The organism is Paracidovorax valerianellae, assembly GCF_900102625.1.
GTDB lineage: Bacteria > Pseudomonadota > Gammaproteobacteria > Burkholderiales > Burkholderiaceae_C > Paracidovorax > Paracidovorax valerianellae.
In genome coordinates this window covers 1-24,988 of the sequence record NZ_FMZC01000006.1, presented here as the reverse complement: position 1 = coordinate 24,988, position 24,988 = coordinate 1, and the positions used below count along the sequence as shown (strand labels likewise).

The window sequence follows — 24,988 nt, the reverse complement described above, 5'->3', positions numbered from 1 at the left end:
GAGGAACCGGATGTCGACGCTCCGGCCGGGGGCCGGCCCCGCCTGATGCGGATGCGCCGGGCCCATTGTTGCGGCGCGCGACGGCCGGCCCGGTAAGACAGCGGCTAAACCTGCACGGCCGGGTCGGACAAACAAGCTTTGCTGCACGCGGGGCGGCGCCCCGTCAAACCACGCCCAAGGCCCCCAGCAGCGCGCCCGCGCCGAGCAGCCATAGCAGGTGCAGCCGCGTGCGCCAAACCACCAGCGCGCAGGCCCCGCTCAGCAGCCACAGGCGCGGGTCGGTGCCGGCGCCGTGGTGGGCGCTGCCCAGCAGCCACGCGGTGGCCAGCAGCAGCCCGATCACCACCGGCGCCATGCCCTGCTTGAAGGCGCGCACGCTGCGCCGGTGCTTGTTGCGGTGGCCCCAGCGCGTGGCCAGCCAGGTCAGCACGGTGCTGGGCAGCATGATGCCGACCAGGCAGAGCACCATGCCCAGCGTGGCAGCAGTCCAGCCGGCGGCCCCCGGGCCGCCGGCGTTGAGGCCCACGTTCCAGCCCAGCAGGCCGACGAACAGCACGTTGGGCCCCGGCGCGGCCTGCGCGATGGCGACGGACGCGTTGAACTGCAGGTCGGTAATCCAGCCCTGGCGTTCGACCAGAAAGCGGTGCATGTCGGGCGCCGCGGCGATGGCGCCGCCCACCGCGAGCAGCGAGATCGACAGGTAGTAAAGAAACAGGTTCAGCCAGTCCAGCGGCTGCATGGCGATGGTGGCGGCGGGCGTCATGGCGCCAGCTTTCGCCAGGTGAGCGCGCAGGCCGCGCCGCCCACCAAGGGCAGCACCCAGGCCAGCGGCCAGCGCAGCAGCGCCATGGTGCCGAAGGTCGCCGCCACGAGGACCGCGCCCACCCATGGCCCCAGCGGATGGGTGCGCAACGCTCCGGCCATGCGCAGCGCCACGCCCGCCACCAGGCCGGCCGCCACCGCGCCCATGCCGCGCAGGGCGCCGCCCACCGCGGCATGCTCGGCGAACCGGGCATAGACCACCGCGAGGGCCAGCACCAGCAGCAGCGGGAAAAGCAGCATGCCGGCCAGCGCCACCAGCGCGCCCCGCAGGCCGAAGTAGCGGTCGCCGATCACCACGGCCAGGTTGACCACGTTGGGACCCGGCAGGATCTGCGCCACGGCCCAGTCTTCGAGAAACTCCTCGTTGGTGAGCCAGCCCTTGCGTTCCACCAGTTCGCGCTGCACCACGGCCAGCACGCCGCCGAAGCCCTGCAGCGCCAGGAGGGTGAACGACCAGAAGAGATCGGTCAGGTGCTTCGGCTGCGGCCGGCTTTCGGCAGCACGGGGCGGGGCGACGGGGGCAGGGGGCGGCAGGGGTTCGGGCATGGCGGCTTCAGGGCGGGCGTAAGGGGGCGATCGCCGTGCCACCGCGCCGGACGGCGCAGCGGGCGCCGCCGTCCGCTGGCGGGCACGGCCAGCGCGCCGATGTTACGCCCGGCCGCAGCCTGCGGCGGGTGCGCAACCATCGCCTGCCGCAGCGGCGGCCGTGACGCAACCCGACGGATGGGTTTGAATGAAAATGGCCTCCAGCGCAATCAAATCAACGGTGTTGCGCTATGAAAATAATAGCATTCATGTCTGCCCCTAAGATGCGCTGGCGGCAGGCGCCGCGAAGGAGTTGCCATGAAATTGATCCGATACGGCCAGCCGGGCGCAGAGCGTGCCGGGCTGGTCGATGCGCAAGGGGTGCTGCGCGACCTGTCCATGCTGCTGCCCGACATCGGCCCGGCGCAGTTGTCGCCCCGCACGCTGTCCGCACTCGCGGCGCTGGACACCGCCCGCCTGCCGGTCGTGGCCGGTGCGGTGCGCCTGGGCTGCCCGGTGGCGGGCGTGGGCAAGATCGTCTGCGTGGGGCTGAACTACGCCGACCACGCCGCCGAGGCCGGTCTGCCCGCGCCGGCCGAACCGGTGCTGTTCATGAAAGCCACCACCGCGCTGAGCGGGCCGACCGACCCGGTGCGCATCCCGCCCGGCGCGCAGAAGGCCGACTGGGAGGTGGAGCTGGGCATCGTCATCGGCACGCGCGCGCAGCACGTGTCCGAAGCGGCGGCGCTGGAGCATGTGGCCGGCTACGTGCTGGCCAACGATGTCTCCGAGCGCAGCTACCAGATGGAGCGGGGCGGGCAGTGGGACAAGGGCAAGGCCTACGACACCTTCGCGCCCATCGGCCCATGGCTGGTGACGGCCGACGAGGTGCCCGACCCGCACGCCATCGCCCTCTGGCTGGAGGTGAACGGCCAGCGCATGCAGGACGGGAACACGCGCAACTTCATCTTCGGGGTGCCGAGGGTGCTGTCGTACATCAGCCAGTTCATGACGCTGGAGCCGGGCGACATCGTGCTCACCGGCACGCCCGCCGGCGTCGGCCTGGGGCAGAAACCGCCGCGCTTTCTGCAGCCCGGCGACGTGATGCGCCTGGGCGCGACCGGCCTGGGCGAGCAGCGCGTGGTGTGCGAGGGCGGCTGACCGCGCAGGCCCGACGCACGCGCGGGACGGCGCCGCCTTCGTGCTGCGCCTTGCCTGCACAGGCGCTTAAAGGAACTGCGCGCGCAGCCCCACCATGATGCGGCGGCCCGCTGCGGGCTCGAAGAACCGGCCGTTGCCGTCGTTCACGATGAGCGATCCGGCATAGCGTCGGTCGAACAGGTTGTCGAGCCGTGCCCACGCCTGCCAGCGGGTGTCGCCCGTGCGGAAGGCATAGCCCGCGCGCAGCCCGGCGACCGCGAAGCCGCTGGCGGCCTCGGTGTTCACGTCGTTGGAGTAGACCTTGCCCGACACATCGAGCGTCGCGCCCCATTGCCAGGCGGGTGAAAGGGCATGGTCCAGCGCCAGCTGCACCACATGGCGCGCGGTGCCGGGCAACCGGTTGCCAGAGGGCACCGTGGCCCCGCCTGCCACGGCGTACGGGCTGTCGAAGAACGCATCCAGGTACGTGTACGCGGCCCGCGGCTTGAAGGCGCCGGCCTGGGCGCTCCACGCCACCTCCAGCCCGCGCCGGCGCACCCGGTCGGCGTTCTGGTAGACCGTGCGGCCGTTCACCGTGGCGGCGGGCACGATCTCGCCGCGACTTTGGGCGTCGAACCACGCCGTTTCGATGCGGTGCACCGCTCCCTGCCACTTGGCACCGATCTCCATCTGCCGGCTGCGCGAGGCATTCAGGCCGTAGTTGGGGCCGGTGTTGCCGGGGCTGTAGGCCATTTCAGCCAGCGTGGGCGTTTCGAAACCGCGGCCCAGGTTGGCGTACAGGTTGAGCTGGTCGGTCGCGGTCCATACCAGGCCCAGCACCGGGCTGGTCTGGCGCCAGGTGCGCTGGCCGCTGTCGTCCGGGTTGGCGGCGTTGACGAACCGGTCGGCCACATCGGCGCGCACGCGGCTGGCCCGCAGGCCGGCCACCGCCCGCCACGTGGGCGACAGCCAGGCGTCCACCTGGGCGAAGAGGTCGGTGTTGCCCGCGCGGTCCTGCTCATCGCGGCGCAGCGCTCCGGGGGTGCCGTTGTTGTTGACGAAGCCCTGCCGGTGCTCGGAGAGCCGGTCGGCATCCAGGCCCAGCGTCCAGGTCAACGGCAGGCCCGAGGCACGGCGCACGGTGTGCGTCCACGCCACGCCCAGGCCGTAATAGTCGCGGTCCAGGTCCACCACGCCGCCAGCGCTGTTGGCTGCTGCGCCGCTGAACGACAGAAACTGGGTGAGCGACCGTGTGCCGCCGTAGGCGCGCACGCGCACGCTGTCCGCCTCGTTCAACTGCCGCTCCAGCACCACGCCGAACTGGTTCTGCGCCACCGATTTGCGCGTGTCGAAGTCGCCCGCCACCGACGGCGCCTGCCGCGGATTGGCGTTGACCTGCGCCCGTGTCAGGCCCAGCGGGTCTTGCGCCAAGGGCTGGTCATACAGATTGAGCAGCGCGGTGATCTTGGTGTCGGCGTCGGGCCGTGCCACCAGCTTGCCGTTCAGGTGCGTGCGCCGCGCGGCGCTGTGGTCCCGCCAGCCGTCGGTCTCGAAGTGCGAGACATCGACCAACCCGCCCAGCGTGCGGTCGCCGAAGTCGAGCGAGGCATCCACCAGCCGCTGTCCGAACGATCCCGCCGCCACCGAGGCCGCCGCACCGCCGCCTTCGCGCGGCTCGCGCGTGGTGACCTGCAGCACGCCGCCGGCCGCGTTGCCATACAGCTGCGCCAGCGGCCCGCGCAGCACCTCGACCTGCGAGGCCGACTGCAGTTGCGCCGTGGCCGCCTGGCCTTGCCCGTCCGGCATGGTGGCCGGAATGCCGTCCACCAGAATGCGCACGCCCCGCACCCCGAAGGTGGAGCGTGCGCCGAAGCCGCGCACCGCGATCTGCAGGTCCTGCGCGTAGTTCTGCCGGTCCAGCGCCACGACGCCTGCCTGAGCCGAGAGCAGTTCGGACAGGTTGACGAGCGGGCTGGGCGTGGTGAACGCATCGACCGCCACGCTGGTGTGGCTGGCGGCAGCGTCGAAGCGCCGCTGCGCCTCGGCGTGGCCTTCGACCTTCACCGCGGGCAGGGTGGCGGTGGGCGCGGAAGTGGAAGTGGGCGTATCGGCACTGGCCTGTGCCAGGGCCGGGCCGAAGGACGCCAGCGCGCAGCACAGCAAGGCGGCCTGCGGGCTCACGCGGCGCGCGAAAGGGGGCATTGGCCCCGGCCCGAGCCGGCGTGCGATCGAACCCAGCGAACGCATCGCCAAGGATGCTGCCCGGCCTGCGCCGAACCCATCGGGCGCAGGCTGTGCGCCGGCCATCAACGCACCAGCAGCGACGGGACGGCGGCCTTGTCGCCCACCACGGTGCTGGCGAGCGCAGGTTCGATCACGCCGCACAGCAGCCGGCCGCCGGAATTGCCGGCGGGGTTGGTGGTGTAGTCGTCTTCCTTTTCATGCACCACCAGCGCCCGGCCGACCACCGAGGCCTTGCCCGGCGTGAGCGTGATGTTGGAGTTCACGTAGCGCACGCTGCCGCGGCCGTCGTCGCCCACCGGAATGTTGGGCAGCTCGCCCGCATGCGCCTCGTGCGCCGATTGGCCTGGGCGGCCGTGCTTCTTGGACATGCCGGGGTCGAAGTGCCCGCCTGCCGCGCCGAAGGCGACCGTCTGGCCCGTGGCGGCGTCCGGCCCGGGGGCGCAGGCGCCGTTGGCGTGGATGTGAAAGCCGTGCTGGCCGGGTGCCAGGCCCTGCACCTGGATGGCGACTTCCACGCCTGCTGCGGTGTCGGTCAGCACGGCATTGCCGGCAGGCGCGCTTTGGGGCGTGACCAGCCGGGCCGTCGCCATGGCGCGCTCGGGGCCGGGCACCGGGGTTTTCGCCACGGCGGAGCGGGAGTTGTCGGCGCTGCTGGTGCCGCCCGCGCAACCTGCGAGGAACAGCATGGCCGCCAGGGCGGCACCGCCGGCCGCAAGGCCTGCACGGCTGCGATGGCGCGGGGTAGGGGTGCGGAGCGTGTTGGGAAGACGGGCCATGGTTTCTCCTGAAATGAAGCGACGGGACAAGGTCAAAACGATGAAAAAAGAGCGGACGGAAGCTGACAAAGAGCGGGGCCGGCACACGGTGTGAAGCGTTGCCGGCCGGGGTACGAAGGCATCGCCAGCCTGCCTTTTGTCCGGACTGCCGTGGTGGGAGGGCGCACTGCGCTCGCCCCGGCGAAACGCCGCTGGCAGCGCCGGCAAAAAAGCCGGTCCGAGGCCGCCGCGGGCGAAGGCCCGAGGATGGACTCATGCGTTCGCGCCGGGCGTAGGACAAGGGCGGCGATGCGCCGGATGCATGGGCCATACTCGTCCGCTCGGACACGCAGCCAGCACAGCCATCGAAGAGGAGCCAGGCCATGGGATCGGACAGCGAAGACCGCGGGCACGCACACCGCAGCGGCGTGAAAGGCGCGAGCGAAATCGTCGATGTGGAAGACGCGCACCTGCCCGGCGAGCGGCGCACGCGCTCGTTGGCGCGGCGCGGGCTGTGGGGCATTCTGGCGTTCTGGCTGGCGGTGATGGGCGTGCTCTACGTGGCGATGGACCATTTCCTCAAGCCGCGCGGCGCCAGCGTGACGGCCGAGGGCGCGCTGGTCATCCCGCGCCACCGCGACGGCCACTTTCGCGTGGCCGGCACGGTGAACGGCCAGCCGGTGATGTTCATGGTGGACACCGGCGCCAGCCTGGTCAGCGTGACCGACGCGCTCGCCAGCAAGGCCGGCCTGTCAGGCGGCGAGCGCACGCAGTTTCGCACCGCCAATGGCACGCGAGAAGGCCGCGTGGTAGCGGCCGATTCGGTCACCGTGCGGTCGCTGGCCGTGTCGGGCCTGCGTGTGGGCACGGGCTACACGGGCGACGACGAGGAAGACGCGCTGCTGGGCCAGAACTTTCTGCAGCACTTCGACGTGGAGATCGGCCGCGATCGCATGGTGCTGCGGCCGCGGGGCTGAAAAAAGCAGGCCGGCAAGGCCAGGCTAGGCCAGGCCAGGCCAACAAACCCAGGTCAGCCCTTTTTCTGCACCGCCTGGATGATGCTGGAGAAGTCCAGCGCACCGTGGCCGGCCAGGCTGTGCGCGGCGTACAGGCTGCGTGCCAGTCCGCCCAGCGGCGTGGCCGCCTTCACGGCCATGGCGTTTTCCTGGGCCAGGCCCAGGTCTTTCAGCATCAGATCCGTGCCGAAGCCGCCGGCGTAGCTTTTGCTAGCCGGCGCGGTGTCCATCACGCCGGGGTAGGGGTTGTACTTTTCCAGCGCCCAGTTGCCGCCCGAACTGCGGCGCATGATTTCGGACAGCACCTTCGGGTCCAGCCCGTTGGCCACGCCCAGGGCGATGGCTTCGCTGGTGCCGGCCATCAGGATGCCGAGCAGCATGTTGTTGCAGATCTTGGCCGTCTGCCCTGCGCCCACGGCGCCCGCGTGGAACAGGTTGGCGCCCATCTTCTCCAGCAGTGGACGGGCGCGCTCCAGGTCGGCCGTGCTCCCGCCGATCATGAAGGTCAACGTGCCGGCCACGGCGCCGTTCGTGCCGCCCGACACGGGCGCGTCGATGAAGGCCATGCCGCGCGCCTGTGCGGCCTCGGCCACCTTGCGCGACGTGGCGGCGGCGATGGTCGAGCAGTCGATCACCAGCGTGCCCGCCGCCAGCAGCGGCAGCAGGCCGGGCTGCTGCGCGTTGCCAAGGTACAGCGACTCCACGTGCTGGCTGGCCGGCAGCATGCTGATGACGACTTCCGCCCCCTGCACGCAGGCCGCCGCGTCGGCGGCAATGGCCACGCCGCCTTCGGCGAGCTTGTCGCGGGCGGGCTGGGACAGATCGAACGCGCTGACGTCATGCCCCGCCTTGTGCAGGTTGAGCGCCATCGGGCCGCCCATGTTGCCCAGGCCGATGAATGCGATCTTCATGGAATTGTCTCCTGTTGGTTTTGAATGAAATAGGCCTCCAGCGCAATCAGCACTAGGGGGTTATGCTATGAAAATAATAGTAACGCCGATTCAGCGGATCGCATCGGGCGCGTCGCCTTCGAGCATGCGGCGGGCGATGATCACCCGCATGATCTCGTTCGTGCCCTCCAGGATCTGGTGGACGCGGGCATCGCGCATCAGCCGCTCCAGCGGGTATTCGCGGATGTAGCCGTAGCCGCCGTGCAGTTGCAGCGCCTCGTTGCACACGTTGAAGCCCGCGTCGGTGGCGAAGCGCTTGGCCATGGCGCAATAGGTGCTGGCATCGCGGGCTCCGGCGTCGAGCTTGGCGGCCGCCAGCCGCACCATCTGGCGCGCCGCGACCAGCTCGGTCGCCATGTCGGCCAGCTTGAACTGCAGCGCCTGAAAGCTTGCGATGGGCTTGCCGAACTGCTTGCGGTCGTGCATGTACTGCTGCGCCTGGGCCAGCGCGCCTTGCGCCGCGCCCACCGAGCAGGTGGCGATGTTGATGCGCCCGCCGTCCAGCCCTTTCATGGCGATCTTGAAACCCTCGCCCTCGGCGCCCAGCCGGTGGTCGGCCGGAATGCGCACGTTGTCGAAGCTGATGGTGCGGGTGGGCTGGCTGTTCCAGCCCATCTTTTCTTCCTTCTTGCCGTAGCTGATGCCGGGCGCATCGGCCGGCACGGCAAAGGCGGTGATGCCGCCCGCGCCCGATGCGGCATCGCCTGTGCGCGCCATGAGCACCAGCACGTCGGTGCTGCCCGCACCGCTGATGAAGGCCTTGGCGCCGTTGATGATGTATTCGTCGCCCACGAACTCGGCCCGGGTCTTGAGCGACGCCGCGTCCGACCCCGCGCCCGGTTCGGTCAGGCAATACGAGGCGAGCTTTTCGCCGCTGGTCAGCAGCGGCCCCCAGTGGTCGCGCACGGCATCGGTGGCCCAGGTGCCCAGCATCCAGGTCGCCATGTTGTGGATCGTGATGAAGGCAGTGGTGGAAGGGTCCACCGCGGCCATTTCCTCGAACACCATGGTGGCGTCGAGCCGCGGCAGGCCGAGGCCGCCGGCCCTTTCGGGGGCGTACAGCCCGCAAAAGCCGAGGGCGCCGGCCTTGGCGATCGCCTCGCGCGGGAAGATGCCCTCGGCGTCCCAGTGGGCGGCATGCGGCGCGAGCTCGGCCCGCGCGAAATCGCGGGCGGTCTCGGCGAAGGCGCGCTGGTCTTCGGTCAGTTCAAAGTCCATGGATCGTGTCTCGCTGGCGGTTGTCGTTGTCGTTATCGTGGTGCGCTTCTCGGGGCCGGTGGACCGGGGCTGCTCAGGGTTTGGCGGACGGGTGGTCCAGCGTGAGCCAGCGCATCAGGCCCTGGCGGCGCGCTTCGGTCTCGGCGGTCAGGCAGGCGTGGTACAGGCGCGGCCATTCGGGCTGGCCTTCGGTGGACTGGGTGCCCTGCTTGCACAGCATCGTGCGCTGGCGCTGCCAGGCGGTCTGCTCCTGCCGCAGTTGCGGCCGCTCATGGGCGGACAGGGCGCGCATCACGTCGCTGTACAGAATCGAAATGGCCGTGTCCGCCGCCTGGAACGTCTGCACGGCGCAGGCATTGGTTTCGGCCACCGTGCCTTCGGGCCGGCACGCAGCGCCCGCCTGGGCCTGGACGCCAGTGCTGAACAGCGCCGCACAGGCGACGCTGCCGCCCCAGGCCAATGCCGCCCATCGATTCGTGCGGGATGTGATCTTTGCGATCGTCGTGATCTTCGGAATTTGCATCCCCACTTGTAGCACTGCGCGGCCTGCACCGATCCGCGCGCTGCGTCTTTCTGAAAAGCCAGGACGCAGCGCAGCGGCAGCGGGCGGCTACTTCAGGCTGATGGTGGTGTTCACGCCGTGCGAGATGGTGCTGTCGTCGAACCAGCGCGCCGTGACCGTCTTGGTCTGCGTGTAGAACAGCACGACCTGCTTGCCGTAGGGCCCCAGGTCGCCCAGCTTGGAAGCGCGCGAGCCCGAGAACGAGAACAGCGGCACCGGCACGGGAATCGGCACGTTGATGCCGACCTGGCCCACGTCGATCTCTTCCTGGAACTTGCGCGCGGCCGCGCCCGACTGCGTGAAGATGGCGGTACCGTTGCCGTTCGGGTTGTCGTTGATGAAGGCAATGGCTTCGTCGATGTCCGACGCCGAGGCCAGGCACAGCACGGGGCCGAAGACTTCCTGCTCGTAGATGCTCATGCCGGGCTTTACGCCGCTGAACACCGTGGGGCCGACGAAGTTGCCCTTTTCGTAGCCGGCCACCTGCGGCTTGCGGCCGTCCAGTTCCAGCTTGGCGCCGTCGGCAATGCCGCGCTCGATCAGGCTTTCCACGCGGTCCTTCGCGGCGCACGAGACCAGCGGGCCCACGTCGGTGCCCTTGTCGGTGCCGCCGCTCACCTTGAGCGTCTTGGCCTTGGCGACCAGGTCGGGAATCCACTGCTGGGCCTCGCCCACCAGCACCACCACCGACAGCGCCATGCAGCGCTGGCCGGCCGCGCCGAAGGCCGCACCGGCCAGGGCGTTGAGCGTCTGCTCCTTGTTGGCGTCGGGCATGACGATGGCGTGGTTCTTCGCGCCCATCATGCATTGCACGCGCTTGCCGTTCAGGCTGGCGCGGTTGTACACATGCGTGCCCACCTTGGTGGAGCCGACGAAGCTGATCGCCTTGATGTCCGGGTGGTCGCAGATGGCATTCACCGCGTCTTCGCCGCCGTGCACCACGTTCAGCACGCCCGGCGGCACGCCGGCTTCCAGCGCCAGTTCGCAAAGGCGCATGGTCACCATGGGATCCTGCTCGGACGGCTTCAGCACGAAGGTATTGCCCGTAGCGATGGCCATGGGGAACATCCACAGCGGAATCATGGCCGGGAAGTTGAACGGCGTGATGCCCGCGCACACGCCCAGCGGCTGCATCAGCGTGTAGGTGTCCACCCCGCCGGCGACGTTGTTGGCCAGCTCGCCCAGTTGCAGGTTGCCGATGGCGCTGGCGTGTTCGACCACTTCCAGGCCGCGGAACACGTCGCCTTCGGCATCGGGCAGCGTCTTGCCTTGCTCGGCCGTCAGGATCGCGGCCAGCTCGGCCATGTTTTCGCGGATCAGTTGCTGGTACTTCAGGAAAATGCGGGCGCGCGCGCCGATGGCCGTCTTCTTCCAGGTCTTGAACGCTTCCTTGCCCGACGCGACGGCCGCATTGATTTCTTCAGGCGTCGCGAAAGGCACGCGGGCCAGCACCTCCTGCGTGGCGGGGTTCACCACGTCGCGCCACTGCGTGGTCTTCGATTCGACGAACTGGCCGCCGATGAGCAGCTTGACGGTGGGGGCCTTCACGGCCTGTTGCGTGGTGACGGATGCGTCCATGGTGCTGTGTCTCCTGTGAGTTCTGTCATGTGGCACCGGAACAATGCGGGGCGCCTGGACTGTCGCAAACAGAGGGCAGGGCGCCGTTCCCATCGGCGGCGCTGGGCCGCACCTTGGGGCAAATCCGGTGGCTTGCGCATCCTAGCTGTGCGAAATTGCGGAGGCAAGGCGCACAAATGCATCTTGGGTTTGCAAATTTGCACGGGCTTGAGGCTGCTTCGGGGCGCATGCCGCCGGCCTGCGAAGTCGAAACACAGAGGACGAGAGGGGAACGAACGCCATGGATTGGGACAACCTGCGCTACTTTCTGGAACTGGCACGGTCCGGCACGCTGGCCGGCGCCGCGCGCCGCTCGGGCGTGGAGCACACCACGGTGGCGCGCCGCATCCAGTCGCTGGAAAAGCAGATGGGCGCACCGCTGTTCGCCAGGGAAGCGGGCGGCCATCGCCTGACGGAGGCGGGCCGGCAGTTGCTGCCTGCCGTCGAGGCCATGGAGACCGCGGTGCTCGGTCTGGAGCGCGCTGCTCCGGCGAATGCGGCGGCGGGCCTGTCGGGCGTGGTGCGCGTCGGTGCCACGGAAGGGTTCGGCACGCTCATCCTTGCGCCGCACCTGGCCCGGCTCACGCAGAAGAACCCCGGCCTCACCATCGACCTGCTGGCCTTGCCGCGCATGCTGCATCTGTCCCGCCGCGAGGCCGACATCGTCATCTCCCTGGAGCGCCCCACGCGCGGCTCGGTCATCGTCGCCAAGCTGGCGGATTACACCCTGCACCTGTACGGCCAGCGCGAGTACCTGGCACGCCGGCCGTTGATCTCGACGCGGGAAGATCTGCGCCACCATGCGTTCGTCAGCTACGTGGACGATCTGCTGTTCACCAAGGAACTCCAGTTCCTGGACGCCCTGCACCGGCCGGAGCGCTTCGCGTTTCGCAGCACCAGCATCACCGCGCAGTACGAAGCCGTGCGCGCCGGCGCGGGACTGGCCGTGCTCCCGGCGTTTCTGGCCGACCGCGATCCGGTGCTGGCCCGGGTGCTGCCCGAGCAGGCGCAGTTCACCCGAACCTTCTGGATGAGCATGCCCGCCGAGGCGAAGCACCAGGCGCGCATCCAGGCGGTCTGGACTTGGCTGAAAAACGTGGGTACCGAGAAAACGCTGAAGATCGTTCCGGCCATGGCGACATCGGAAGTTTCGGTGTCGAACTGATTTCCCAAGCAAAAAAACCAACTGCAGTTCGGAGCCACGGTACGGTGCTTGCGCTGCCCAAGGCCCGCTAGAGCCGGGAAAGGCACGGACATCGAGGCTTTTTCGCCGCATCGCCGTTTTTGCCAAGGCCTACCCTGCAAGGGCCGGGCGAAGGGCGTTTTTCTGTGTGGATTGCTTCGCCATCGACAGGAGTACTTTGGCGATGACACCCCTTATTTCCGGCCTCGCATCGGTCGCATCCCTGCTGTTCAACGCGTCGTCTTCCGGAGCGGCGAAACCCTCCGCCTCCGGGCGGGGCAGCGGTTCATCCGCTCTGCCCGAGCCGTCCGCGCTCATCACCCTGAGCAAAGAAGCCGAGACGCTGTCCGGTGTCGCGAATCAAAGCGTGAGCGCTTCGTCGGCGCGGGCGATGGGCGGCCGGTCGGCGCTGGCGAGTTCCGGCGGTTCGGTCTCGGCCCAGAATTTCGGAGAACTGCTCACCCAGTTCGGCGCGACCGAAGCCCAGAAAGAGCAACTGACGGCAGGGTTCGACGCCAACCACGACGGCAAGATCTCTCAGGATGAGTTCATGAAGGGGTTGGGCGATACCTCCGGCGCCAAAGGCAGCAGCGAACTGTCCCAGACCATCCTGCAACTCATGGACCAGGGCGGCAACGCCAACGGCGTGGTGGACGGCAAGGAATTCGCCAAGTTCTCGATGGCTTTCGTTGCGAAGGAAAAGCGCACGGTCTGATGGGCGTGGTCTGGTGAACACCGTGTGAACCTACACTGTCACACCGCTCACGGGCGCTTATGAAGGCTGCGTGTGGAAGACATTCTTGGTGTGGCGCTGTACAGCGTCGTTGAACTCGTTTTGATTTTCACCGGCAAGTGCGTGGTCAGCATCGCGAGCCTGGGTCGCTGGCGCGGAGAAAAATCGGACCGCAAAGAAAGCCGGGTGCATGGTCCTGCGGGGGCGTTTTCTTTCAAGCGGGACGGGCAGCGCGTCATCACTTTCAACGGACTGCTGGTTGCCGGCATTTCGTTTTATGCCCTGATCGCGCTTGCCTTGCTTTGGCACCTTGCCTGATTGCGCTGCAGCGGCGCCATTCCGCTTCGGCGCCGAGGTCGGCACCGCCGCACTGCGCGCCTTTACTGCAGGAAAGCCAACGATTTCAAGACGAAGTCGTCATGGAACTGAAACGCCGCGGCATGGCCCGCGTCCGGGTAGATGACGATTTCGCTGTGGGGCAGCCGCCGCGCCAGGTCATAGGTGTTGACCGTCGGGACCATCCGGTCGTCGTCGCCGTTCACGACCAGCACCGGCTGCTGGACGACCGATAGATCGGCAGGCTTTTTATTTCCCCAGGCGTACAGCGCCCACAACTGCGCCATGTAGGCCGCCATGGAAATTTCCTCGTCACGGTTTTCCGATCGCTCCTTGAGCCGTTCCAGGAAGGCCTTGCCCGCTTCGATCCCCGCTGGCGTGCGCGTGAAGAACAGGAACTGCTTCGGGTCCTGATGGGTCAACAGGCCGCGCAGCAGGTCGTAATTGGCGACCCCCGCCACCTTGCTGATGCCTTCCCCGCCTGCCGGCCCGGTGCCCGCGAGCACCATCTTGCGGACCAGCTGCGGCTCCTTGAGGACGATCTCCTGGGCAATCATTCCGCCCATGGAAAAGCCCACGAGATCGACCTGCTCGAATCCCATGGCCCTGATGAAGGCGATGGCATCGTCCGCCATCTGTTCGATCGAATTGGAAGGGGATCCGGTCGAGGCGCCGACGCCGCGGTTGTCGAAGGTGATGACGCGGTGCTTGGCGGCAATACCCTCCACGACCCGCGGGTCCCAGTTGTCCAGCACCGCCGCCAGGTGGGTAAGGAACACCACGGGCGTGCCGCCCTGGTGCTGGCCCAATTCGCGGTAGGCAAACGTCACGCCGGTCGCTTCGATGGTCTGGGTCGGCACCGTTTTCCAGGAATGCTGCAGGTTTTGCGCGGAGGCAGTTGGGCTTTGGGCCGCGGTCGCCACGGGTGTTTCTGCTGCAACCGTCGCTGTCGAATGGAGTGCGATGGACATGATGAGTGAGAAGAGGGTGGATCGCAAGGCACCGCGCATGGGCGCGGGAGGACGGGGGAAATGCATGGGGTCTTTCAGGCTGGAGCAGTGTTCGCTCATTGCGCCATCGGGGGCAGGTAAACCGGGCGGGGCGCCGTCAGCCCTTGCCAGACTTGCTGGGTCAGCGCGTCGGCCAGCACTTCGTCCTCGCCCGCTTCCAGGCCATCGAGTGCACGCTGATTTCAGGTTGATGAATATGATGTTCGTCATATGAAGGGTTAAAAAAAGACGCTGAATCTCAGTGGACTCAGCGCACCTTGATGACGACCTTGCCTTTTGCTCGCCCGCTTTCCACATAAGCCAAGGCTTCGTTGGTTTGATCGAACGGAAAGATCTTGTCGACGACCGGAAGAATGGCACCCGATTCGACCAAGGCGGTAATCTGGCGCAGTTGGTTTCCGCTGGCCTTCATGAACAAAAAGGCGTAATCGATATTCATCCGCGTTGCGGCTTTTCTCGTGCTGAAGCTGAGCGCGCGAATGATCTGTTTCACGATCCAAGGCGCCTTGATCTCCGCGGCAAAAGCAGGGTCGGGTGGACCTGAAATGGAAATGAGCCTTCCCTGGGGCCTGAGCACATTTTCAGGGTGGCCGCATCCTGGCTGTTCAAGACGACGTCGTAATCGCGAATGGCCTTCTCGAAATCATCCTTTTTGTAGTCGATGACGACGTCGGCGCCCAAGCTTTTCACCATCGCAGTGTTGGTCGCACTGGTGGTGGTGGCCACCGTGCCCCCCAGATGCTTGGCCAACTGGATGGCAAAGGTTCCGACGCCTCCCGAACCCGCTTGGATGAAGACCTTCTGGCCTTTCTTCAGCTTTGCCTTTTCTACCAGCGCTTGCCAGGCGGTCAGCCCCACCAGCGGGAGGGAGGCCGCTTCTTCCATGGTGATGTTGTCGGGCTTGATGGCAAGGGAAGCTTCTTTGACGGCCACGTATTCTGCGAACGTGCCGATTCGAAAATCATCCGGTCTTGAATAGACCGCATCACCCGGTTTGAACTGGCGGACTTTCGAGCCCACCCGCACGACGGTGCCAGCTACATCGTGTCCTAAAACGAAAGGTGTTTTATAGGGCAGCAGGATTTTGAATTCGCCCCCTTTGATCTTTGAATCCAAAAGGTTGACAGCGGTGGCATGCACCTGCACCAAGACTTCATCGTCGTTGATGTCTGGCTCAGGAATTTCCCTGAGATTCAGCTTTTCTTTTTTGCCATAGCGTTCGACGACATATGCCTTCATGATTTTTCCTTGGGGTTGATCTTGTGAGATCGGTTGGCGGGTGATTAAAAAGCTTCTGATAAAAAATTAATACGTCTCTGCGACCAGCGGCAACTCATTTGTTGCTTCATTTTCGTATGACGTTCATCATATTTTTTGGCGAGCAAAAAACGAAAAGATGACCCTTGGCGTTCAGGACTGCGCAGCGGTGAGGTCGGCGATTGCCGCTTCGCGCAGCGCATCCGACAGTGCCGGGTCGTCCACGGCGCGGGCCAATATCAGCGTGCCGACCATGGTGGCTGCCATGACCAGCGCGCGTTCATGCGCACTCGGCTGCCCCCAGTCCGGCGACTGGCGGGCGATGAGGTCGATCATTTCCTTGATCCGGCGCGTGGCTGCACGGCGCACCTCGGGAGACTGGCGCGGCATCTCGGAACCCAGCGCGGAGATGGGACAGCCCAGTTCGACGCTGTCGAGGTGAAGCTTGGACAAGTAAGTCTGTATGAGGGCGTTGAGTGCCTGCTCGGGCGGTACGGCGGCAATCACGTTCGCTGCCGCCGCGTTGGATTCCGCGCCTGCTCGGTCTGCGGCTTCGGCCAGCATGGCCTCGCGCGACTCGAAGTGGGCGTAGAAGGCGCCGTGGGTGAGGCCTGCTTCTTTCATGATGTCGGCTACGCCCGTGCCGGCATATCCGCTGCGCCGTATCGCGCGGGCTGCCGCGCTGACGATACGTTCATGGGAGGCCTCCTTGGCCGCGCTTCTGAGACTGGGTTGCGTTTTTCGCATGATGCGCATCATATCCATCTGAGAGAAGCGGGCCAAGCTGTTCAATGGCTATGAGAGTTCGATGGTTTGGACTATCGCAGGCGAAAAAAAGCGGCCTCGAAAGGCCGCTTTCCTGGATCGATGTCAACCGTCAATCGGGGGCATCGATCACTGGTGGGACTAAATCCGTCCCATCAGCAACAGGACGAGCAAGATGACGACCACCAGCCCGATACCGCCGCTGGGTCCATATCCCCACGACCGGCTGTGGCCCCAGGTAGGAAGCACGCCGACCAAGATCAGGATCAGGATGATGAGCAGAATGAGCGAGATAGACATTTGGCGTCCTTTGTTAGCGTTGGTAAAAGATGGGTTGATTGTTGGAGGCTGACAGAGCCGTTCCGGCAGGACCGCAACCCCAGCCCACGTAGGAGGGCTCCGATGGGCCTGCGCAAACTCTGTTCGGTTTCACAGCGATGTCTTCGCCGCTGTCCATGAATGAAAGGGCCACGCTGTGCACACTTTGGACACCAACGATCCACGCCCAGGCGCCTGCCATGACTACCTCTGTCAACAACCTCTCTTCCAATAAGCTGGGAGGAATTCCTCTTAAAACGGATACCGGGCCCGTCAAGGAGCCGGCCCTTAAAAGGTCAGACTCGCAGAAGAGCCTGAGCGGACCTGATGGCCTGCAGGGGAACAGCCAATCGAAACAGCAGTTGGACGGAAGCCTTCGTCCGCGCTCCAACATCAATGACCTGCGAAAGAACGCGCTGATCAAACAGCACAAGCAGGAGCAAACTGCCGAAGCGGCAGCTGCACGTAACAACAGCACCAGGTCGCGGGATGGAAAAGTTTCGGCCGAGGAAAAAACGTCTTTCCTGAACGCGCTCAACGGCAGCCCGCTGTTCAACAAAATGAAGGAGACAAACAGCGGCAACGAAGACGCGATCATTACGACTGCGCCCCCTTCCGGAGAACAGCTTCCTACCGAGGGAAAAGAGGTGCCTCCGAACGGTCCACCGACACCTCCTCCGCCGCCACCGTTGCCTTTCAAGCCTGGCAAGACCTCCCAGGAAGTCATCAAGTCGGACGTGGACGCGCCGCCTCTTTCGGATTCCGATAGCGATGCCGAGCTCGAACTGGATATCGATGCGCACATCAACATCGCACCAGCAGATCACGGCATTCAAGAACAAATCGAGGTGTACATGGATGGGCCGCCTCCTTCGGAGAGCGGTTCCGACAACGAGCGCGACTTGGATGTCGACGTGCACATCCATGGCGGACCAGGAGGAAATCATGGCGTCCATGAAGAACTCCAGGCTGACGAGAAGACGCAGCGGCTGATCCGAATGCAAGAACAGCAGGAGGCCAACTCGAATGCGCTCACCGAGCTGAATGTCAGGATTCAGGAACAAGCGGCCATTCGCGATGTGATTACGAAAATGGCAGAAGCGAACCGCAAGACCATCGAGGCCGCTGCCAAAGCGATGGTCGACGCGGCACCCAAATAAGCCAGCAAAAAGCTTCTCAGGCTTCGGCGGCCTCTTCGGGTTCTGCCGCGTTTATGGGGGTCCACTCGCGGCGCAACGCGCTGGTGGCAGCCACCATGTTCCGCAAAGCCGCTTCCGTTTCCGGCCACGCGCGCGTCTTCAGGCCGCAATCTGGGTTCACCCAGAGGTTTTGCACCGGCACCACTTGCGCGGCTTTTTCCAGAAGCCGGCGCATTTCCTGCACGCCGGGCACGCGCGGCGAATGGATGTCGTACACGCCGGGGCCGATTTCATTGGGGTACTGAAAATCGCCGAACCCCCGCAGCAGTTCCATGTCGGACCGGCTGGTTTCGATGGTGATCACGTCCGCATCCATCGCTGCGATCTCGGGCAGGATGTCGTTGAACTCGCTGTAGCACATGTGGGTGTGGATCTGCGTTTCGGCCCGCACGCCGGACGCGCTGATGCGGAATGCCCGCGTTGCCCAGTGCAGGTAGGGCTTCCAGCCCGCGTGGCGAAGCGGCAGGCCTTCGCGGATGGCGGGTTCGTCGATCTGGATGATGCCGATGCCTGCGCCTTCCAGTTCGTTCACCTCGTCGCGGATCGCCCAGGCGATCTGTTCGGCCGTGCGGCTGCGCGGCTGGTCGTCGCGCACGAAAGACCATTGCAAGATCGTGATGGGCCCGGTCAGCATGCCTTTCATGGGGCGTGGCGTTAGGCTTTGGGCGTAGGTGGTCCAGTCCACCGTCATCGGGCGAGGCCGGGCGACGTCGCCGAACAGGATGGGTGGCTTCACGCAGCGTGAGCCGTAGCTTTGCACCCAGCCGTTCGCGGTGAAGGCGAATCCGTCGAGCTGCTCGCCGAAGTATTCGACCATGTCGTTGCGCTCGGCTTCGCCGTGCACCAGCACGTCCAGGCCCAGCGCTTCCTGTGCACGAACGGCGCGTTCGATTTCCGCTTGCATGGCGGCGCGGTAGGTGTCGCCACAGCCTTGGCCCCGCTTGAAGGCAGCTCGTGCGGCGCGGATTTCCGGCGTCTGCGGAAATGAGCCGATGGTGGTCGTTGGCAGCAGGGGCAGTTGCAGCCGCGCGCGCTGCGCCGCTTGCCGGATGGGGAAGGGCGCCGCACGCCGGTCGGCATGGGCCGGGGCTTCGGCCAGGCGCTGTGCGACGGCAGGGCTGTGCACGCGCGGACTGGCGCGGCGGCTCGCGATGGCGGCGCGCGTTGCAGCCAGCGCGCTGGCATCGGGCTGGCCGTTGAGCGCGCCTTGCAATGTCTGCAGTTCGACAAGCTTTTCGAGGGCGAAGGCCAGCCAGGATTTCACCTCGGCATCCAGCGTGGTTTCCGCTTCAAGGCGGATGGGCACGTGCAGCAGCGAGCACGAGGGCGCGATCCACAGCGGCCCCTGGTGCTTCGCAGCGATGGCGGCCAGGCGCTCCAGTGCGTCGTCCAGGTCCGTGCGCCAGATGTTGCGGCCATCGACGATGCCGACCGACAGCACCTTGTGGCTGGGCAGCCAGTCGGTGACCGCCACCAGATCTTCCGGGGCGCGCACCGCATCCACGTGCAGTCCGGCCACCGGCAGTTGGCACGCCAGCCGCGTGTTCTCTTGCAAGGGCGAGAAATACGTAGCGAGCAGCGTCTGCGCGCCGGCCCGGTTCAATTGCCAGTAAGCGGGCTCGAAGGCGTGCCGCCAGGCGTCGGGCAGGTCCAGGCCCAGGATGGGTTCGTCGATCTGCACCCACGCCAAACCTTGGCGTTTGAGCCGTGCAAGGATCTGTTCATAAACGTCCAGCAATGCGGGCAACAGCGACAGGCGGTCGAAGCCCTCGGCCTTCTCCTTGCCCAGGTACAGAAAGCTCAACGGGCCCAGCAGCACCGCCTTGACGGGATGGCCCAGAGCCTGTGCTTCGGCAACTTCGTTGAGCAGGCGCTCGCTGCCGAGCTGAAAGGTGGTGGAGGGGGTGAACTCGGGTACCAAGTAGTGGTAATTGGTGTCGAACCACTTCGTCATCTCCAGCGCGAACTGGCTGGAATGGCTGCCAGCGCTGGCCTGCGGGGCGGGGTCAGCGCCGCAGTGGCCGGCGTGTGGGACAGCGCCGGACTGACCGCGCGCCATCTTGAAATAGCGGGCCAACTCGGCCTCGTCGCCGCTAAAGCCAAACCGCGCGGGCTCCGCGCCCAGCAGCTGGATGTGGTTCGCCACGTGGTCGTAGTAGGCGAAGTCGCCCACCGTCACGACGGCCAGGCCCGCGTCACGCTGGGCCTGCCAGTGGCGGGCACGCAGTTCGGCGCCCACGGCCTCCAGCGCGGTGGCGTCGAGTTCGCCGCGCCAATGCCTTTCCAGCGCGGTCTTGAGTTCACGGTGGGCACCCATGCGTGGGAACCCGAGCGTGTGGGTGGAGACAGGAAGTCGGGCCATGGTGCAAATCCTCTTTGAGCGATAGGTGTTGTGGTGCCTTCAAGGGCAGGGCGCCATGGTCCGGGGATTGCCTTTATTATTCAAACGAAAGTTTTATGAATTCATCTTGAGAATTTTTAATGAACCAATCGATTCTGGAGATTCGCCATCTGCGCACCCTGGCCGCGTTGCGCGACAGCGGCAGCCTGGTGCGTGCCGCGCAGCTGCTGAATCTCACGCAGTCGGCGCTGTCCCACCAGATCAAGCTGCTGGAAGACCGTTACGACGCTCCTTTGTTCGAACGCAAATCGGTGCCGCCGCAGTTCAGCGCCACCGGCACGCGGCTTCTGGCGCTGGCCGATGCGTTGCTGCCCCAGGTCGAGGCCGCCGAGCGCGACGTGGCGCGTCTGGCCATGGGTTCCGCCGGCCAGTTGCGCATCGCAGTGGAATGCCACACCTGTTTCGATTGGCTCATGCCCGCAATGGACGCTTTCCGAAGCCGTTGGCCCGAGGTGGAAATGGACATCGTCAGCGGCTTTCATGCCGATCCGGTGGGCCTGTTGCACCAGGACCGCGCGGACCTGGCCATCGTGTCCGAGGTCGATGCGGACGAAGCCGGTGTGGATTACCACGCGCTCTTCGGCTTTGAAATTCGTGCGCTCCTGGCCAACGGGCACCCGCTGACCGGCAAGCCCTGGCTGAGCGCGCAGGACTTTGCCGACCAGACCCTCATCACCTACCCGGTGCCCGACGAAATGCTGGACATCGTGCGCCAGGTGCTGCAGCCGGCTGGCATCCAGCCGCCCCGGCGCACCACCGAGCTCACCGTGGCCATGCTGCAACTGGTGGCCAGCGGCCGGGGCGTGGCGGCCCTGCCGCTCTGGGCCGTGCAGGGTTATCTGGATCGCGGTTATGTCACGGCGCGGCCCATCGGCCCCCAGGGGCTGGCGGGCCAGTTGCATGCCGCCTGCGTGCCCGCGCTGTCGGGCAGGCCGTATTTGCGCGACTTCGTCGGCGTGGTGCGGGAGACGAGCTTCGTGAGCCTCAAGGCGGTCACGCTGCTCTAAGGAAGGATTGCAGCGGCTACGCGGTGGGTGCGACGGGAGTCGGTGCGTATTTGTCGCCCACCTGTTCTCGCAGCGGGTGCGTGTCGTAAACGATGTGCATGTCCCGGATGCGGGCGCTGCCTGGGTCGAAGCTGAACACGTCGACGCAGGTGAAGGTCACTTCCCGGCCATCGCTCAAGGTCCAGTCGTACCGGAAATAGGCTGCGACGCGCGTCGTGTCGCTGCCTCCCGGGGCGACCGAAGTGAAAAGGTCCAGCACCGTGATCACGCTGCCGTTCGACGCTTGCGAGAGCTTCTTGAAAAAGTCGCGGGCCACCATGGTTCCGAGAAACGGCGAATGCACGAGTCCGTCGTCTTCGAAGCAGGCGATCAACCCCTCGGTATCGCTGGCGTGAAGGTGGCGCAGGTAGGTTTTGACGGTGTCGAGTGGGCGCGTGGTCATGCAATGTCCTCAGCTAGGAGCGGTTCAGGAATTGCCCCTAGCTTGGAGGCACCGGCGCAGTCCGGCAAGCGACAATGGCTGCCCATACATAAAGGCGGCTTATGTATCTACGGCATCTGCTATACCTTCAATCGGTCATAGAGCACGGGTCTTTCGCCCTTGCGGCGCGGGCCTGTGGCGTCTCGCAGCCCGCGATCAGCCAGGGCATGAAATCGTTGCAACTGCACTTCGCCGCGCCTCTGATGACCCGTGTGGGGCGCCGGTACGTGCCCACCGAACTGGCGCGATCGGTGGCGGCGCAGTCGTCTTCGCTGGGCGAGCGCATGGACGCACTGGCTTTGAAGACCCCACGCCCGCCGAACCGCAAATTGCTGCGGATCGGCCTGACACCCTCCGCGGCGTTGGTCTGGGGTCCGGCGCTGTATGCGCACTGGTGCCTGCCGAATCCAGGGCGCAGTCTCGACATGGCGACGGCGGACGAAGGCACGCTGCTCACGGGACTGCTGCAAGGGCGGTTCGATGCCGTCATCGCACCCAGGCCGCGCAAATTCACGCACCCCGACGTGGTCGAGCGCCTGCTTTACGAACTTCAGCCGCAAATCTATGCCCGCCGAGGCCACCCCCTTGAACGAGCCCGCACGCTGGCAGAACTGGAAGGCGCCGCGTGGACTTGCGTCGGGCCCAGTGTCAAAGGCCCGGTCGATGTGCTGACCGAGGCGCATCGCGTGCGCCGCATGCCGCTGCCCCGGATCGCGGTGCGCTGTCCTGATTTCGCCAGCATGCTCCATCTGGTGGGCCAATCCGATCTGCTGGCCGTCGTGCCCCATCCGGCCTTGCTCGGCGCGGCGGCGGCACACGTCACAGACCTTCGATTGGCCGAGGCCTTGCCGCGTTATGGCATGTCGTTTTTCGAACTGCGCAGCCACCGATCTCGCATCGATCTGAACTGGATTGCTCGGGATCCATCGTTGGAGCAGGCCCTCGGATGATTCAGACATTGCAGAAAATCGCGGCGTTTGAAATCGCCGTTGCAGCAGCCCATAATGCTTTTTCCATCTTCCTAGCCACTCGCTTCACCATGCATTCTTCGCAGACCGCTCCGTCTTTCGTGCGTCCTTTGATCGCATCCCTGTCTTTGGTTTTCGCCGCCACGCTGGCCCAGGCCGCACCGGTGGCCGATGTCCACGCCCTGGCGCAGAAGGAGCAGCAACCGTTGCTCGATACATTGCGTGATCTGGTGCACATCGAGTCGGGCAGCAAGGACATCGAAGGCTTGAACCAGATCGCCGAGCGGATCGCCCAGCAGTTGAAGGCGCAGGGCGGCCAAGTCCAAATCCTGCAGCCCACCGAGATCTATCGCCTGGACGACACCCCCGTGAAGGTCGGGCCGGTGGTGCATGCCGAGTTCAAAGGCACCGGCACCAAAAAGATCCTTTTCATCGCCCACATGGACACCGTCTACCTGAAGGGCATGCTGAAAGATCAGCCGTTTCGCATCGACGGCGGCAAGGCGTATGGCCTCGGCATCGCGGACGACAAGCAGGGCGTGGCGACCATTCTTCACACCGTCGGCATGCTGCAGAAACTGGGCTTCAAGGAATACGGCACGCTCACCGTGCTGATCAACGGCGACGAAGAAATCAGCTCGCCCGGCGCACGCAGCACCATAACCCGCATCGCGGCCGATCAGGACGCGGTGTTCTCGTTCGAAGGCGGCGGCACCGACGGCAGCCTGCGGCTGGCCACCAGCGGCATCGGCGCGGCGTACCTCACGGTGCAGGGCCGGGCTTCGCATGCTGGAGCGGCACCCGAGAAGGGCGCGAATGCGCTTTACGAGCTGTCGCATCAGTTGCTGCAACTCAAAGACCTGTCCAAGCCCGAGCAGGGCCTGAAGCTGAACTGGACCGTGTCCCAGGCAGGCACCAACCGCAACGTGATTCCCGCCGAGGCCACGGCCCAGGCGGATGCCCGCGCCCTGCGCGTGGCCGATTTCGAGGCGCTGGAAAAAGACCTGCAGGAGAAGGTGCAGACCAAGCTGCTGCCCGACTCCAAGGTGTCGATGAAGTTCGAAGTGCGCCGCCCTCCGCTGGAAGCCACCGAGGCATCGCGCCGCGTGGCCGGCTACGGCAAGGTGATCTATCAGGAACTGGGCCTGCCGCTCAACGTGGTCGACAAGGCCACGGGCGGCGGCACCGACGCCGCCTTCGCGGCGCTCAAGACGCGCGGCGCTGTCGTGGAAGGCATGGGGCTGTCGGGCTACGGGGCGCATTCCAACAATGCCGAATACGTGCAGATCGACACCATCGTGCCCCGGCTGTACCTGGCCACGCGCATGGTCATGGACATCTCGCGCGGTGTGCTGAAGTAAGTCCGACGCGGCGTTCAAGTGGCAAAGGGTGGCAACGCGACCTGAGGTTGTCACACCTTCCATAAGCACGGAAAAATATACAGATTGCACGATGGTGAGCCTGCAATATCGATATATATCTGTGCATATGCAGCCGCAACCCACGCCTCAGATCCATGCGAACGGCCAATGGCATGACGCTGCCAGCGTCACGCTGCAGGATGATGCAGATGCTGGCTGGCGCCGGGTGGTCGACGCCGTTGCCGCCGAGGGCGGACTGCCCCGCGCCCGGCTCGCCGCGGGCTTGCAGGCGCTGATCGCTCCCATGGAAGACGTATTGCGCGACGGCGGCGGCTTCGGCCTGGAAGACGACGTTCACCGCTTCCTGCAACCCGCCATCACCGCACAGCTGCAGGCACTGCAGGCCCTCTGATCGCACACCGCCATGGACAAGCGCTACACCCCCCTCCCGCTGGCGCAGCAGCTGCTGCTGCGCCGCCAGGCCGTGCAGGATTTGCTGGACCACCCGGAGTGGACGCTGCGCGAATCGATCCGCCACCTGCGCAGCACGCTGCGCCTGACGTCGGCCGAACTGGCGCGCCTGGCGGGCATCTCGCACCGGGCGTTGCAAGACATCGAGCAAGGCAGAAGCCCCGGCACGGTGCAGACCATGAACCGCGTCCTGGGCGTGCTCGGCCTGCGGCTGGGCGTGGTGCGTGCGCCCGTGGCGGACGATGGGGTAGGTGCCTCGCCAGAGCAATAGCATGGCGGTGGGGAAGATGCGGATGCTATTTAGTCCGCCCTGAACAATCTGCAAGCCCTTGATCTGACACGTAGTTCTGCTGATGGATGGGCGCAGGATTTGCAAGGTATGGTTGTTCCAGTACCTGTTTTCTTGCAAATTTCTCCGAGGAGTTCCATGGGTCCGAAGCCTTCGCTGCCTCAGTCCGGTGAGTTGTTTCGCCCACGGCTGGACGAGCAGCTCAACATGAAGCACCCGCTGGTCCGTTTGGCTGCGCTGATCGACTGGGCCGAGATCGAGCGCACGTTCGTGGTCTCGTTCACTTCCTGGCGGGGCCGGCCCGCATTGCCACCTCGTCTGATCGCCGGGTTGCTGTACCTGCAGCACACCTTCGATGCC

Annotated in this window: 25 protein-coding genes and 2 pseudogenes; 12 read left to right on the top strand and 15 right to left on the bottom strand. The window is 65.9% G+C overall.

What is annotated here, in order from left to right; genetic code table 11:
• Positions 1 to 163: 163 nt before the first annotated feature.
• Positions 164 to 763 carry a chromate transporter gene (locus BLT03_RS11290; RefSeq protein WP_092743659.1) on the bottom strand — a complete coding sequence of 200 codons (600 nt, stop codon included), beginning with the start codon at positions 761 to 763 and terminating at the stop codon, positions 164 to 166.
• The gene (locus BLT03_RS11285; protein WP_092743657.1) at positions 760 to 1,368 is read right to left on the bottom strand and encodes a chromate transporter; all 609 of its coding nucleotides are present in this window, start codon (positions 1,366 to 1,368) and stop codon (positions 760 to 762) included. The genes BLT03_RS11290 and BLT03_RS11285 overlap by 4 nt, the downstream gene beginning before the upstream one ends.
• Before the next feature lie 297 nt (positions 1,369 to 1,665).
• Between BLT03_RS11285 and BLT03_RS11280 the strand changes: the two genes are divergently transcribed.
• Entirely contained in the window at positions 1,666 to 2,508 is an 843-nt protein-coding gene (locus BLT03_RS11280; protein WP_092743655.1) for a fumarylacetoacetate hydrolase family protein, read from the top strand.
• Positions 2,509 to 2,574: 66 nt separating this feature from the next.
• Here BLT03_RS11280 and BLT03_RS11275 read toward each other — a convergent pair whose 3' ends face one another.
• Both BLT03_RS11275 and BLT03_RS11270 read right to left on the bottom strand, forming a co-directional pair.
• On the bottom strand, positions 2,575 to 4,689 hold the full coding sequence (locus BLT03_RS11275; protein ID WP_092743653.1) for a TonB-dependent receptor family protein: 2,115 nt from the start codon (positions 4,687 to 4,689) through the stop codon (positions 2,575 to 2,577).
• A gap of 104 nt (positions 4,690 to 4,793) precedes the next feature.
• Positions 4,794 to 5,507 carry a superoxide dismutase family protein gene (locus tag BLT03_RS11270; protein WP_092743651.1) on the bottom strand — a complete coding sequence of 238 codons (714 nt, stop codon included), beginning with the start codon at positions 5,505 to 5,507 and terminating at the stop codon, positions 4,794 to 4,796.
• Between the two features lie 362 nt (positions 5,508 to 5,869).
• Between BLT03_RS11270 and BLT03_RS11265 the strand changes: the two genes are divergently transcribed.
• Positions 5,870 to 6,463: a retropepsin-like aspartic protease family protein gene (locus tag BLT03_RS11265; protein ID WP_092743649.1), complete on the top strand. Its 594-nt coding sequence runs from the start codon at positions 5,870 to 5,872 to the stop codon at positions 6,461 to 6,463.
• 53 nt (positions 6,464 to 6,516) lie between these two features.
• On the opposite strand, the gene mmsB is transcribed toward BLT03_RS11265, so the two are convergent.
• The 4 genes from mmsB to BLT03_RS11245 all read right to left on the bottom strand — a co-directional run bounded on the left by mmsB (position 6,517) and on the right by BLT03_RS11245 (position 10,810).
• Positions 6,517 to 7,413 (bottom strand): 3-hydroxyisobutyrate dehydrogenase, encoded by an 897-nt coding sequence (gene mmsB, locus BLT03_RS11260; RefSeq protein ID WP_092743647.1) that lies wholly within the window; start codon positions 7,411 to 7,413, stop codon positions 6,517 to 6,519.
• Between the two features lie 90 nt (positions 7,414 to 7,503).
• The gene (locus tag BLT03_RS11255; protein WP_092743645.1) at positions 7,504 to 8,670 is read right to left on the bottom strand and encodes an acyl-CoA dehydrogenase family protein; all 1,167 of its coding nucleotides are present in this window, start codon (positions 8,668 to 8,670) and stop codon (positions 7,504 to 7,506) included.
• Positions 8,671 to 8,743: 73 nt separating this feature from the next.
• A complete protein-coding gene (locus tag BLT03_RS11250; protein WP_092743643.1) occupies positions 8,744 to 9,193 on the bottom strand; it encodes a lysozyme inhibitor LprI family protein in 450 nt (149 codons plus the stop codon).
• 87 nt (positions 9,194 to 9,280) lie between these two features.
• Entirely contained in the window at positions 9,281 to 10,810 is a 1,530-nt protein-coding gene (locus BLT03_RS11245; RefSeq protein WP_092743641.1) for a CoA-acylating methylmalonate-semialdehyde dehydrogenase, read from the bottom strand.
• A 280-nt stretch (positions 10,811 to 11,090) separates the two neighbouring features.
• On the opposite strand from BLT03_RS11245, the gene BLT03_RS11240 reads away from it, so the two are divergent.
• From BLT03_RS11240 to BLT03_RS11230, 3 genes are all read left to right on the top strand, one after another.
• Positions 11,091 to 12,014, top strand: a complete 924-nt coding sequence (locus tag BLT03_RS11240) for a LysR family transcriptional regulator (protein WP_092743639.1) — start codon at positions 11,091 to 11,093, stop codon at positions 12,012 to 12,014.
• Between the two features lie 202 nt (positions 12,015 to 12,216).
• Positions 12,217 to 12,747, top strand: a complete 531-nt coding sequence (locus BLT03_RS11235; RefSeq protein WP_092743637.1) for an EF-hand domain-containing protein — start codon at positions 12,217 to 12,219, stop codon at positions 12,745 to 12,747.
• Positions 12,748 to 12,819: 72 nt separating this feature from the next.
• A complete protein-coding gene (locus BLT03_RS11230; RefSeq protein ID WP_092743634.1) occupies positions 12,820 to 13,083 on the top strand; it encodes a hypothetical protein in 264 nt (87 codons plus the stop codon).
• A 62-nt stretch (positions 13,084 to 13,145) separates the two neighbouring features.
• Here BLT03_RS11230 and BLT03_RS11225 read toward each other — a convergent pair whose 3' ends face one another.
• The 5 genes and pseudogenes from BLT03_RS11225 to BLT03_RS11210 all read right to left on the bottom strand — a co-directional run bounded on the left by BLT03_RS11225 (position 13,146) and on the right by BLT03_RS11210 (position 16,433).
• Entirely contained in the window at positions 13,146 to 14,072 is a 927-nt protein-coding gene (locus BLT03_RS11225; protein ID WP_245711336.1) for an alpha/beta fold hydrolase, read from the bottom strand.
• A gap of 95 nt (positions 14,073 to 14,167) precedes the next feature.
• A pseudogene (locus BLT03_RS24820) lies at positions 14,168 to 14,290 on the bottom strand (short-chain dehydrogenase); the annotation flags it as partial.
• A gap of 68 nt (positions 14,291 to 14,358) precedes the next feature.
• A pseudogene (locus BLT03_RS11220) lies at positions 14,359 to 15,350 on the bottom strand (NADP-dependent oxidoreductase).
• A gap of 171 nt (positions 15,351 to 15,521) precedes the next feature.
• Complete coding sequence (locus BLT03_RS11215; protein WP_092743630.1) at positions 15,522 to 16,127, bottom strand: TetR/AcrR family transcriptional regulator; 606 nt, start codon at positions 16,125 to 16,127, stop codon at positions 15,522 to 15,524.
• Between the two features lie 147 nt (positions 16,128 to 16,274).
• The gene (locus BLT03_RS11210) at positions 16,275 to 16,433 is read right to left on the bottom strand and encodes a DUF3309 family protein (RefSeq protein WP_092743628.1); all 159 of its coding nucleotides are present in this window, start codon (positions 16,431 to 16,433) and stop codon (positions 16,275 to 16,277) included.
• Positions 16,434 to 16,651: 218 nt separating this feature from the next.
• On the opposite strand from BLT03_RS11210, the gene BLT03_RS11205 reads away from it, so the two are divergent.
• Entirely contained in the window at positions 16,652 to 17,611 is a 960-nt protein-coding gene (locus BLT03_RS11205) for a hypothetical protein (protein ID WP_139160376.1), read from the top strand.
• Positions 17,612 to 17,627: 16 nt separating this feature from the next.
• Here the strand turns inward: BLT03_RS11205 and metE are convergent, their stop codons facing one another.
• On the bottom strand, positions 17,628 to 20,012 hold the full coding sequence (gene metE / locus BLT03_RS11200) for a 5-methyltetrahydropteroyltriglutamate--homocysteine S-methyltransferase (RefSeq protein ID WP_092743624.1): 2,385 nt from the start codon (positions 20,010 to 20,012) through the stop codon (positions 17,628 to 17,630).
• Between the two features lie 119 nt (positions 20,013 to 20,131).
• Here metE and BLT03_RS11195 point away from each other — a divergent pair, with 119 nt between their 5' ends.
• Positions 20,132 to 21,058: a LysR family transcriptional regulator gene (locus BLT03_RS11195; RefSeq protein WP_092743622.1), complete on the top strand. Its 927-nt coding sequence runs from the start codon at positions 20,132 to 20,134 to the stop codon at positions 21,056 to 21,058.
• A gap of 16 nt (positions 21,059 to 21,074) precedes the next feature.
• Here the strand turns inward: BLT03_RS11195 and BLT03_RS11190 are convergent, their stop codons facing one another.
• Positions 21,075 to 21,500, bottom strand: a complete 426-nt coding sequence (locus tag BLT03_RS11190) for a nuclear transport factor 2 family protein (protein WP_092743620.1) — start codon at positions 21,498 to 21,500, stop codon at positions 21,075 to 21,077.
• 101 nt (positions 21,501 to 21,601) lie between these two features.
• Here BLT03_RS11190 and BLT03_RS11185 point away from each other — a divergent pair, with 101 nt between their 5' ends.
• From BLT03_RS11185 to BLT03_RS11165, 5 genes are all read left to right on the top strand, one after another.
• On the top strand, positions 21,602 to 22,489 hold the full coding sequence (locus BLT03_RS11185) for a LysR family transcriptional regulator (protein WP_092743618.1): 888 nt from the start codon (positions 21,602 to 21,604) through the stop codon (positions 22,487 to 22,489).
• A gap of 89 nt (positions 22,490 to 22,578) precedes the next feature.
• Positions 22,579 to 23,868, top strand: coding sequence for a M20/M25/M40 family metallo-hydrolase (locus BLT03_RS11180; RefSeq protein ID WP_092743616.1), 1,290 nt, complete (start codon positions 22,579 to 22,581; stop codon positions 23,866 to 23,868).
• Between the two features lie 91 nt (positions 23,869 to 23,959).
• Positions 23,960 to 24,280, top strand: coding sequence for a hypothetical protein (locus BLT03_RS11175; RefSeq protein WP_139160375.1), 321 nt, complete (start codon positions 23,960 to 23,962; stop codon positions 24,278 to 24,280).
• Between the two features lie 12 nt (positions 24,281 to 24,292).
• Entirely contained in the window at positions 24,293 to 24,610 is a 318-nt protein-coding gene (locus tag BLT03_RS11170; protein ID WP_092743612.1) for a helix-turn-helix domain-containing protein, read from the top strand.
• A gap of 156 nt (positions 24,611 to 24,766) precedes the next feature.
• Positions 24,767 to 24,988 (top strand): transposase (locus BLT03_RS11165; RefSeq protein ID WP_491907765.1); only part of this gene is annotated, 222 nt, incomplete at its 3' end.

Excerpts from the sequence above, each read along its gene's own strand:
- BLT03_RS11290 (WP_092743659.1), bottom strand. The coding sequence starts at position 763 with ATGACGCCCGCCGCCACCATCGCCATGCAGCCGCTGGACTGGCTGAAC.
- BLT03_RS11285 (WP_092743657.1), bottom strand. The coding sequence starts at position 1,368 with ATGCCCGAACCCCTGCCGCCCCCTGCCCCCGTCGCCCCGCCCCGTGCT.
- BLT03_RS11280 (WP_092743655.1), top strand. The coding sequence starts at position 1,666 with ATGAAATTGATCCGATACGGCCAGCCGGGCGCAGAGCGTGCCGGGCTG.
- BLT03_RS11275 (WP_092743653.1), bottom strand. The coding sequence starts at position 4,689 with ATGCCCCCTTTCGCGCGCCGCGTGAGCCCGCAGGCCGCCTTGCTGTGC.
- BLT03_RS11270 (WP_092743651.1), bottom strand. The coding sequence starts at position 5,507 with ATGGCCCGTCTTCCCAACACGCTCCGCACCCCTACCCCGCGCCATCGC.
- BLT03_RS11265 (WP_092743649.1), top strand. The coding sequence starts at position 5,870 with ATGGGATCGGACAGCGAAGACCGCGGGCACGCACACCGCAGCGGCGTG.
- mmsB (WP_092743647.1), bottom strand. The coding sequence starts at position 7,413 with ATGAAGATCGCATTCATCGGCCTGGGCAACATGGGCGGCCCGATGGCG.
- BLT03_RS11255 (WP_092743645.1), bottom strand. The coding sequence starts at position 8,670 with ATGGACTTTGAACTGACCGAAGACCAGCGCGCCTTCGCCGAGACCGCC.
- BLT03_RS11250 (WP_092743643.1), bottom strand. The coding sequence starts at position 9,193 with ATGCAAATTCCGAAGATCACGACGATCGCAAAGATCACATCCCGCACG.
- BLT03_RS11245 (WP_092743641.1), bottom strand. The coding sequence starts at position 10,810 with ATGGACGCATCCGTCACCACGCAACAGGCCGTGAAGGCCCCCACCGTC.
- BLT03_RS11240 (WP_092743639.1), top strand. The coding sequence starts at position 11,091 with ATGGATTGGGACAACCTGCGCTACTTTCTGGAACTGGCACGGTCCGGC.
- BLT03_RS11235 (WP_092743637.1), top strand. The coding sequence starts at position 12,217 with ATGACACCCCTTATTTCCGGCCTCGCATCGGTCGCATCCCTGCTGTTC.
- BLT03_RS11225 (WP_245711336.1), bottom strand. The coding sequence starts at position 14,072 with ATGTCCATCGCACTCCATTCGACAGCGACGGTTGCAGCAGAAACACCC.
- BLT03_RS11215 (WP_092743630.1), bottom strand. The coding sequence starts at position 16,127 with ATGATGCGCATCATGCGAAAAACGCAACCCAGTCTCAGAAGCGCGGCC.
- BLT03_RS11210 (WP_092743628.1), bottom strand. The coding sequence starts at position 16,433 with ATGTCTATCTCGCTCATTCTGCTCATCATCCTGATCCTGATCTTGGTC.
- BLT03_RS11205 (WP_139160376.1), top strand. The coding sequence starts at position 16,652 with ATGACTACCTCTGTCAACAACCTCTCTTCCAATAAGCTGGGAGGAATT.
- metE (WP_092743624.1), bottom strand. The coding sequence starts at position 20,012 with ATGGCCCGACTTCCTGTCTCCACCCACACGCTCGGGTTCCCACGCATG.
- BLT03_RS11195 (WP_092743622.1), top strand. The coding sequence starts at position 20,132 with ATGAACCAATCGATTCTGGAGATTCGCCATCTGCGCACCCTGGCCGCG.
- BLT03_RS11190 (WP_092743620.1), bottom strand. The coding sequence starts at position 21,500 with ATGACCACGCGCCCACTCGACACCGTCAAAACCTACCTGCGCCACCTT.
- BLT03_RS11185 (WP_092743618.1), top strand. The coding sequence starts at position 21,602 with ATGTATCTACGGCATCTGCTATACCTTCAATCGGTCATAGAGCACGGG.
- BLT03_RS11180 (WP_092743616.1), top strand. The coding sequence starts at position 22,579 with ATGCATTCTTCGCAGACCGCTCCGTCTTTCGTGCGTCCTTTGATCGCA.
- BLT03_RS11175 (WP_139160375.1), top strand. The coding sequence starts at position 23,960 with ATGGTGAGCCTGCAATATCGATATATATCTGTGCATATGCAGCCGCAA.
- BLT03_RS11170 (WP_092743612.1), top strand. The coding sequence starts at position 24,293 with ATGGACAAGCGCTACACCCCCCTCCCGCTGGCGCAGCAGCTGCTGCTG.